Genomic DNA, 8,765 nt, shown 5'->3' with positions numbered 1-8,765 from the left:
TTGGACGACCCGGCAATTGGGCGACACTCATCCATTCCAGATCCTGCCGGGCGACCAGGTAACGACTACTTAGTCCCCCTATCCCCTTCGGGTGACGCCTCGCAGGCGTGTAAATCGGGGCTGGTCTCTGGCTCGTTGTCTGGTTGGGTCGTCCGTTGACACCGGTAACGTCCTCGAGATCTTGAGCTCGTCAATTAGTCTGACGCCGGGGCCCCGATCTGAAGGGTCACGCACAGTCGCCTTGAGCACGCCGGTCAGAATTTCGGTTTCCGACCGAGGCCCCCGGGCAACCCGCCAACGGTGATCTTGTGGTGGGGAGGGGTCATGAACAAGCGGACACCGTCGTGGGTGGATCAGCCGCAGGAGGTTCCGGACACCGAGCATGAACGGCTGGTCGCCCGGGTCCGCGCCATCGACGTGGGGAAGCAGGCGGGCAAGGTGTGCACCCGAGTGCCGCATGCCGAGCAGCCGCACCGACGGGTGTGCAAGGTATGGGACGTGTCGAGGAAGGCGGCACCGCAACACTCAATCCCTTCGTACTGCGTACTCGTCGAGTGGAAGGTAAGCCGCCGCGCCGCGATACGCCGATGGTGCAGCCGGTCACGAGGCCATGATCGAGGTCCACGGCGGTCGGGCTGGTTATCTTCAGCGCCGCCTTCAGCGGCGTCTTCGAGATCCGAGGTGGTTGGCCTCCGGTCGCACTATCCGCCAGATCAGAGGAGGCCCCTGGCACGTGCCGTCATAAGCGCCTCGGTGCGGCTGGCCGCGTTCAGTTTTCCGTAGGTCGAGCGAAGGAGCCGGAACATCATCCGCTCCGAGTAGCCAGCCTGCTCGGCCAGCCGGGCGATGGTCACCCCGCGGGCGAGCTCGCGCAGCCAGTCCAGCTCGCGCGACGACGGCTGGCCGGCCGCTGGCGCGGCAGCAGCGGTGCCCGCGGACAGCGCGCGCACCACCTCGACCGGCAGGATGCTACGACCTTGCGTGGCCGAGTCGAAGGCATTCCGTAAAAGCCTGGGCGGCGCGTTCCGGGGCACCGCTCCGACCGCACCGGCGGACAGCGCCCGCAGATATCCGGCGACGCTCGGTTCGTCCAGCAGCGCCAGCACCTCGGTGCCCGCGCGTGCACGCCGGATCTCGGTGAGCAGCTCCCAGTCCTCCGGGGAGACCATCGTCAGCAGCACCAGCCGGCGTTCCTCGGAACGCAGCCAGGCGAGTAGGTCGTCCGGGGTATCGGCGTCGAAGCCGGCGTCGCCCAGGATGGCCAGCACGCCGCGGCGGTACACCGGCAGCGGATCGAAGACTGCGATCCGGATGAACATCGCTGGTTGATCCTCCGCGTCCGGCCGAATGGTGAACGCCGATCCTGTCCCATCGCGGCAGCCATGGCACATCACCATGACGTGGCATGTCGCCCAGTGTCAGCGGTCCGCCACGTGTATTTGCGTCATGGACCCGCGGCTCAGCGCCAACCTAGCGTCCGAAGTGGGTAGGCCTCGGAGGTGGCTATGGGCGACAACTCGGACGACTACGACGACGGCCCCGGCTATGTGTGCGATGCGGTCGGCGACCCGCCTTTCGATGTCGGCGACATCGTCGCGTTGGATCCCCTTTATCACGACGGGGACGACCCGGAACTCGACCTGGAGGGCGAGGTGGTGGACCTGAAGTCGTCCGGCCGGGGCTGGCAGGTTCTGGTCGCGTGGCAGGACGACGACCGGACCTGGGTGCCGGACACCCGGCTCGTTGACGCCGAGTAGCGGATCGAAGGGACGATTCGATGATCGACAAATCGAAGGATTTTGACTACTCAGGGGGCGTCTCACCGCACAAGCCTGTCTGGCGAATCGCGGGCCTCATCGTCCTGGCCGGACTGATTATCGCGCTGGTGGTGTGGCTTCTAACCTGAAGGTTCAGCCCTGAACCGTGCGCAGCAGCCGGTCCACTATCAAGGGGTCGGCCGACTCGCCGAATTGGCGCAGAAGGATCTCGTTGCGGCGCACCGAGCCAGGAGCCACGGCAGCGGCTCGGGCCCGGCCGAACGCCGCGATCGCCGGTTCGAGTTGGCTGCGGTCACCGCAGAGGGCGAGGCCTGCGAGCACCAGCCCGCGGATGTTGTGCTCGCCGTAGTCGCGGCGCGCCACCTGACCCACGCCGTTATGCAGCCGGGCCGCCTCCGCAAAGGCGGATCGGGCCGCATCGCGGCGGCCACCCTGTCGGAACGCCACGATGCCTCGCAGGAGGTACAGCTCGACAGCGTTCTGGCTGCTGCGGTGCAGCATCCCGGCACGGGCCGCGTCCGCGGCCTCATCCACCCGCCCGCCTCGGAGGTGAACCAGCGCGATCGTCCGGCTGGCGTCGCAAAGCAGAGCGGCGTTGCGTGCCACCAGGCCCGCCCGGTGCGCCTGTTCCGCTGGTTCGAGCGCGGCCTGCGCCTCGTCGGAATCCACCAGCAGCTCCGCACGCCGCAGCGCGCAGACACCCGCCAGCAGCTGAAGGTCCCGGCCGACTGCGAGCCGGCTCGCCCTTGCGTTGGCCTTTAGCGCCTCTTGGTGCCGTCCGAGCTGGCCCTGTGTCCAGCCGCGGGTCAGATGGAGCCGGACAACGATCTCGTCGGCGACCGGATGGCGTTCAGCGATCGCCAACCCGCGCCGATTGTGCCGAAGCGCCGCCGGGAAGTGGCCGAGGCGAGCCATTCCGAGGCCGAGATTCAGGTGGGCCCGAGCCGCTTCCTCGCGCATTCCTAGGACGTGGGCGCCCGCGACGGCCATCCGGAACAATCTGTTGGCTCGCGTTAGTCGGCCGCGGAGGCCTTCCACGGCGCCCAATTCGCGCCACAGGACGACTTTCCATTCAGGCACCGTACGGGCGAGGCGCAACGCGCCCCGCAGCTCCTTGACTGCCTCCATGTACTGCTCGCGCTCGGAGCGCGCGGCCCCGCTCATGCTGAGGTTGTCGATCCGGGAGCGCCGGTCGGGCAGGTGCTCCGCCACGTCCGCACGCAGCGGCAACAGCAACGCGCTCTGGCCCCAGCGCCGCAGATATCGTTGGTCGAGGTCGTTCATCAGCCGGGATGCGACCTCGTACTCGCCGGCCGCGACTCTCATCTCGATCTCGTTCAGATGTCCATCGAGGTCGGCGAGCTGGCGAACCATCTGTTCCGGCGTCCATGCCGCATGGTGATAGTCGGCAGCCTGTTGGCGCAGCGTGCGGAGATTGTCGGGTGCGTCCTTGCGCAACCGTGCGACGACGTGCGCGGCGTCCTGCGATGGCAGGTAGTAGCGTTCGCCGTCGCGACGCACCAGCTGTCGCCGCTCAAGGCCCCCCAGCAGCTCTTCTACTGAAGCACCGTCGGCGACGTCGGGCAGCAGGCGCGCAACCGCGCCGGCGAGCACGGGTCGGCCGTACACGGCCAGCGCCTCAACCACACGTACTTCCAGGTCGAACAGATCATTCAGCATTCGGTCGAAGAGCACGACGGCGACGTCAGCGCCGCGTGACTCCTGCTCCAGCCGATCGAGCAGCTGGTCCGGCTTGGTGAACCATTCAATGAGAAGAATGCCGTAGAACAGCTCAAGTGATCGGGGCCGGCCGCCGGTGACATCGCACAGTCGGCTCATGAAATTGTCGTCCGTAGCGGCCGGACCGAACAGGTTCTTGCTGTCCAACGTGCGCAGCAAGTCGCCGGCCGCCGGCATCGGCAATCCCTCGAGCGGCTCGACCTCGACTGCCCGCGGACGACCCACCTCCCGAAACAGTGCGCGAGGCGGGCACTGCGCAACAAACAGGACGCGGACTCCGTGGCCCTCGCGCACAGCGAGTTCGAAGCAGACCTCCCGAAGGTCCTGATCCTTCAGCTCCTGCTCGTCGTCGAGCAGTTCCTCGGCGCCGTCCACCACCACCAGGACGCCACGTTCACCCAGCGCGCCAAGCACGATCGTCAGCTTGTCCACTGACGGGACCGGCCGTTCGAGCTGGTTTCGTATGGTGCCGGCCTCGGGGTCCTCCAGCACCCGGGCCAGATCGAACAACAAGGTTGCTGTGGTTATCCGCCGGTATCCGGACGCGTCCAGCAGGACCACGGCACGATAGTCGCTCAGCGGCGCGTACCCGACAGACCGGCGCAAACGGTCGAGAAGGGCGGTCTTGCCCATCCCGTCCCGCCCGGTGAGCGCGATCAGACGAGTGTCGGGGCCCTCGAGCAGCTTGGTGAGCCGCCGCAGCTGGTCAGCACGGTCGTGAAACCGCACCGGGGGAATGCCGGGCAGTTCGTTGATCATGCGTACCCCGGCGGCAGTGACTATCGGATCGGCCGTCGGATCCGGAGCGGGTTCACGATCCAAGGCGAGGTCCTGCTTGATGCGCTCCCGGGTGCGGCGCTCGGCGGCAGCCGGATCGGCGATGCGCTCCCGTTCGCGCTCGATCGACGCGGCGAGTTCGCGATCGCGGAGCTCGAAGCGCTCGCGTTCCGTGCCGGTGGCGCCGACGGCGGCAGCGATTTCGCGCTCACGAACCTCCTCGATGACGCTCAGACTCTCTCTGGGCGTGCCGACGTCACGAAGGAACCGCTCGAGCTTCTGCCAGCCAGCCTCGTCTCCCTCGACCATGTCGATCAGCTTGGGCGGAAGGCCGAGGGTAAGCGGTAACGCCACCTCGGGCCGAGGCCGAATCACCGCGTACGGCAGGCGGCGTGACCGGGCACGTTCGACCTCCAACGCGCAATACTCGCTTTCCGAACTCGCTGCGGTCACCACGAACAGCGAGACAGCCGATGCGTCGATGGCACGCTGGATCGGCAGGGAGAACGTGCGATCGCTCGTGTCGATAAGATCGTCGGTCCAGACCCGCCAGCCAGGCGGCAGATCAGGAAGACGGCGGCGGAGCAGGTCCTTCATGTCGCCACCGTCCGCGTGGGCGTACGAGATGAAAATCTGCGGTAACTCGTGACCGCTCATTCGCCCTCCCCACCGCTGCGTCGTAACCGAGTCTGCGCAGTGGTTGATGACAGGGTCAAGGCGCCTCCCTGCCATCGACGAGTGCAGATTTCGGACAGTCCCCGTCCCGTCACGAGCCAACATCTCTGACGTTGTCGAGGCCGTCTACGGCATCGCCGTCGATGCCCGGGTCAGCCTGATATGCCCTCGCCTCGGCCGAGCCGCGGGTGGTGAGGATCTCCACCACGAGATGGGTCACCGCCGGCGGCACCGCGCGCCCGACGGACTACCCGCTCGTACGCCGGTGGCCTCCCATCACGCCGGGAGTGATCGGGCCGGACGCCGACGCGCGCCGCGGTGGCTCGTTCGCCGAACGCGACCACGACGTGCGTTCAGAGATCGCCGTGCGAACCGCTGTCCCAGTCGCCCGGTGTCGCGTCGTCGGTAATAGTGCTGGAACCGCTGTCTTCCTCGTCATCGCGCTTGCGACGGCTGTTCTTGACCCACGAGACCAGCCCGAGCACGACGATCGCGAGGAGCATCGCGCCGAGTGCGATAGCGCCCACCATCTGAGTAGTGGCAACCATGGCGGCAGCTTATGGTCGGTGCTACGGCCGCACACAGTCTTTGATCGGGTGCCCCCTCTCGGGAGGGGTCGTGTGTTGCTGGCCGTAATGGCCCTGCCTGTCGCGTTGACACGGGTCCGGTTTTCGCAGAATCACGACGCATGTGCCACCGCCTGGATCGCGGCATGTGAGTAAGGTGCCCTCGTTCAAACCGGATAGAGATCCCGCTGGCCTCCCTCACCTCGCGAAGTAGATTTCGGCGCAGTAGCAAAATCCATCAACCCAGTAGTCGTGTATGCCCCCGCTCCGATAGTCTCAACGCGGCCCTTCGTGCGGTAATTAGTCGACATCTGGAGCTGGTCGTGGCGGACGGTGACGAGTTGCGGGACCTCTGGGACGGGTTCGAAATCTACGGAGACGTGAACTCCGACGAGATCGGCTCGGTGCTGCGCGAGGGAATCATCGCACTGGACACTAATATCTTACTTCACCTGTATCGTTGTGGCGCTAACGCCAGAAGTCAGATTTTTGACGTCCTCGAAGAAGTAAAAGTGAATCTTTTCATGCCCGCCCAGGTGCAGGCGGAATTCTGGCGGAAACGCGATGGCGTGATTCGTGAGGTTATTACAACAAGTTCGCTGGCAGGACTTCGTGAAGCCCAAAAGAAGGCACTTGCCGAAATCAGATCTTGGCGCCGCCGGGCCATGTCAACCGTTGAAGCAGACGAGCTGACAAGGGATTTAGAGCAGCTTTTCCGGCGGATTTTCACCAGCGTTAGCGCTGACGACGGCAGCCGAGGAATTAATCTAAAGGCGGCCCTGAGTAGCGCACACGACGACGCTATCCTGCAGCGCCTTCTGGCGCTTTTTAAGTCGCGAGTGGGCCAGCCTTACGATCCCGCAGCATTCGAAACCCACAAGAGGCGGGGTTTGGAGCGCTTCGAGAAGCGGATCCCTCCCGGCTACATGGACAGCTGGAAGCACGGTCAGGTCGAGGAGGGGCTTGGCGACTACCTGATATGGGAGCAGGTAATTGACTACGCTTCAGTAGCGGGACGAGACGTGTTATTCGTAACCGATGACGAGAAGGAGGATTGGTGGCGTCTCGATATCAGCGGCGAACCGATCGCGGCTAGAGTGGAACTAATCCAGGAAATGCAAGCTCGTGCTGGTGTGAAGTTGCACATGCTGCGGCGACAAGAATTTCTAGAGATTGCTGGCGCCTTGCTAGACGTAACGGTTGATGAAAGCACAATCGATGACGTCGATCCGCCTAGTCTGACCATCGACGCATCAGACGGAGTTTCTCTAGCCTGGACGCCCGGGCGCCTGAAGGCTTTACTGTCACGTCTTGCCGAGGTCGGGGCGTCCGAGCAGGAGGCTGTTATTCGATTCGCAGCGGGGCCGGGGAATGGCTTCATTCTCCGCAGTAAGGTTTATGAGCTCACCGGCCGTCCAGAGAGCATGCTTCTTGTAGGATTCACGAAGCCTGTTGTGAATGCCACCAATTACCTTCAGGAAATAGGCGAAATTCCTGCAGGGATCGACACTGCGCTAGAGTCGAGGTACCAGCGGCCCGGCAAAGCAGAAGGTTTCGCGGTCCCGGAGTCGGTCGTGGAGTCACTTAAGGACCTCGGCGAAGAGTCGTCCGGCTCGTAGCAAATGAAAATATGATATCTCGTCTAGGAGAATCCGGCACACTCACATTGGCTACTTGTTTCATTGCTCTAGGGCTGCGGGCCCGGCCAGGCTTCGGTCCAGGCGTCCGGGCTGTCGCTCTCACATCGGCTGCCCACTTTGGTGTGGCTCTCATTTGGCCTGCGCAGTCCCGGGCGTCGCTAGGGCAGGGAGAGGTTCAAGGGGGTTTGCGTAGCGCGGCGCTGCTGCTTCCCGCGCACGCGGGGTGATCGAGCAGAACGCCCGGCCGGAGCGCTCCCCGCGCACGTGGGGTGATCGGGGAGGCTGCTGGGCTGGAGGTGACCGGGCCGGGATGGCCAGGCACTCCAGCTGTGGGTGAGCCCGCCCAAGCGTGAGTTGCTGGGGGTTTGATCCGGAGCGCAACCGGCGCGGTTTCGTCGCCTGACCCGGCACCCAGCTTGGCCTGCTTGAGTGGACCGCCCGGCGTAACCCGCGCGCGGTAGCCAGACCACTTCGCGGAAGGTGACCGCCGAGCGCAGCCAGGCACGCAGCAGCGAGTGAGCCATCGCCTAGCCGCAGCATGACTCCATGCAAGATTGGGGGCCGGGGGTGACCAAGCACTGCATAGAAGCGGTCCACCAGCAGTGATTGGTCACCCCCGGCCCCCAATCGTCCGAGCGTGAGAAAGTCCAGCCGATCAGCGTGACGTGGACGTAAAGAGACGCCAGCGACGGTTGGCGTCAGCGCCGACGTCGAAGGCGGAGGCCCAAGGGCGATCAGCCGGCGGACAGGTTCAGCTCGAAGCTGTAGCGCGAGGCTCTATAAACGTGACTGCCGTACTCCAGGGCCCGGCCGCCTGCCTCCCACGCTGTGCGCGTCATGGTCAGCAGCGACGCGCCTCGCTTCTCGTCCAGGATGCGGGCCTCGGAGGACGTGGCCGAGCGGGCGCCGATCACCTGCGTCGCGATCCGGGGGACGTGGCCCGCCCGCCGCAACAACTCGTACAGGCCGTGCTCGGCCAGATCTTCTTTGGACAGCGGCAACACGTCGAGCGGGATTGCGTTGTGCATCAGGGCCAGCGGCTCACCCCCGGCGAACCGTAGGCGCTCGATCCACGTCACCTCGGTGCCGGCCGGGATCTCCAGGGCTGCCGCGATCGCGTCCGACGCGGGCATCTGGCGGATGTCCAAGACCTCCGTGCGGGGTGCGCGGTCGCCGGCCACTAGGTCGTCGTACAGGGAAGAAAGCTCTACCGGCCGCCTCACCTTGGGATGCACGACCTGTGTCCCCACGCCCCGCTTGCGGACCAGCATGCCGCGCTCGACCAGATACTGGATGGCCCGCCGCGTCGTCGGCCGGGAAACCCCCAGGCGCGACGCCAAATCCACCTCGTTCTCGATGCGGGCGCCCACGCCGATCTCGCCGCTCTCGATCAGCTCCTGCAGGCGAGTGGCCACCTGGTAGTAGAGCGGCACCGGGCTGGTCCGGTCGACCTCGACCGGGCGTACCGGGCTGCGCGGCGTGGACGACGTCACGACACCCCCTCGTTCTTCAGTTTGTCATGACAAAGTATTGACGCGAGCGCCACCACAGTATTACATCGAAGCCAGCAAACATAGCGTCGCCGGGTG

At 65.3% G+C, this 8,765-nt stretch carries 8 protein-coding genes; 3 read left to right on the top strand and 5 right to left on the bottom strand.

Annotated features, from left to right (window positions below; genetic code table 11):
* Nucleotides 1-713: 713 nt before the first annotated feature.
* On the bottom strand, nucleotides 714-1,319 hold the full coding sequence (locus HH310_RS42115; RefSeq protein ID WP_169181384.1) for a response regulator transcription factor: 606 nt from the start codon (nucleotides 1,317-1,319) through the stop codon (nucleotides 714-716).
* A 186-nt stretch (nucleotides 1,320-1,505) separates the two neighbouring features.
* On the opposite strand from HH310_RS42115, the gene HH310_RS42110 reads away from it, so the two are divergent.
* Both HH310_RS42110 and HH310_RS45140 read left to right on the top strand, forming a co-directional pair.
* The gene (locus HH310_RS42110) at nucleotides 1,506-1,757 is read left to right on the top strand and encodes a hypothetical protein (protein WP_169181383.1); all 252 of its coding nucleotides are present in this window, start codon (nucleotides 1,506-1,508) and stop codon (nucleotides 1,755-1,757) included.
* A gap of 20 nt (nucleotides 1,758-1,777) precedes the next feature.
* Nucleotides 1,778-1,906 carry a hypothetical protein gene (locus HH310_RS45140; protein WP_282438679.1) on the top strand — a complete coding sequence of 43 codons (129 nt, stop codon included), beginning with the start codon at nucleotides 1,778-1,780 and terminating at the stop codon, nucleotides 1,904-1,906.
* A gap of 4 nt (nucleotides 1,907-1,910) precedes the next feature.
* On the opposite strand, the gene HH310_RS42105 is transcribed toward HH310_RS45140, so the two are convergent.
* From HH310_RS42105 to HH310_RS42100, 3 genes are all read right to left on the bottom strand, one after another.
* Nucleotides 1,911-4,952: a TIR domain-containing protein gene (locus HH310_RS42105; protein ID WP_169181382.1), complete on the bottom strand. Its 3,042-nt coding sequence runs from the start codon at nucleotides 4,950-4,952 to the stop codon at nucleotides 1,911-1,913.
* Between the two features lie 109 nt (nucleotides 4,953-5,061).
* Complete coding sequence (locus HH310_RS45135; protein WP_282438678.1) at nucleotides 5,062-5,190, bottom strand: hypothetical protein; 129 nt, start codon at nucleotides 5,188-5,190, stop codon at nucleotides 5,062-5,064.
* A gap of 133 nt (nucleotides 5,191-5,323) precedes the next feature.
* Nucleotides 5,324-5,518: a hypothetical protein gene (locus HH310_RS42100; protein ID WP_169181381.1), complete on the bottom strand. Its 195-nt coding sequence runs from the start codon at nucleotides 5,516-5,518 to the stop codon at nucleotides 5,324-5,326.
* Nucleotides 5,519-5,859: 341 nt separating this feature from the next.
* Here HH310_RS42100 and HH310_RS42095 point away from each other — a divergent pair, with 341 nt between their 5' ends.
* Nucleotides 5,860-7,155 (top strand): PIN domain-containing protein, encoded by a 1,296-nt coding sequence (locus HH310_RS42095; RefSeq protein WP_169181380.1) that lies wholly within the window; start codon nucleotides 5,860-5,862, stop codon nucleotides 7,153-7,155.
* Nucleotides 7,156-7,910: 755 nt separating this feature from the next.
* Here the strand turns inward: HH310_RS42095 and HH310_RS42090 are convergent.
* Nucleotides 7,911-8,669: a GntR family transcriptional regulator gene (locus HH310_RS42090; protein WP_169181379.1), complete on the bottom strand. Its 759-nt coding sequence runs from the start codon at nucleotides 8,667-8,669 to the stop codon at nucleotides 7,911-7,913.
* Between the last annotated feature and the right edge of the window lie 96 nt (nucleotides 8,670-8,765).

Source organism: Actinoplanes sp. TBRC 11911, assembly GCF_012933445.1.
Lineage (GTDB): Bacteria > Actinomycetota > Actinomycetes > Mycobacteriales > Micromonosporaceae > Actinoplanes.
The sequence above is the reverse complement of the archived record's forward strand: the minus strand, read 5'-3'. Positions and strand labels throughout refer to the sequence as shown.

Bases quoted from the DNA above. Each gene is read 5' to 3' on its own strand.
- HH310_RS42115 (WP_169181384.1), bottom strand. From the start codon at position 1,319: ATGTTCATCCGGATCGCAGTCTTCGATCCGCTGCCGGTGTACCGCCGC.
- HH310_RS42110 (WP_169181383.1), top strand. From the start codon at position 1,506: ATGGGCGACAACTCGGACGACTACGACGACGGCCCCGGCTATGTGTGC.
- HH310_RS45140 (WP_282438679.1), top strand. From the start codon at position 1,778: ATGATCGACAAATCGAAGGATTTTGACTACTCAGGGGGCGTCTCACCG.
- HH310_RS42105 (WP_169181382.1), bottom strand. From the start codon at position 4,952: ATGAGCGGTCACGAGTTACCGCAGATTTTCATCTCGTACGCCCACGCG.
- HH310_RS42100 (WP_169181381.1), bottom strand. From the start codon at position 5,518: ATGGTTGCCACTACTCAGATGGTGGGCGCTATCGCACTCGGCGCGATG.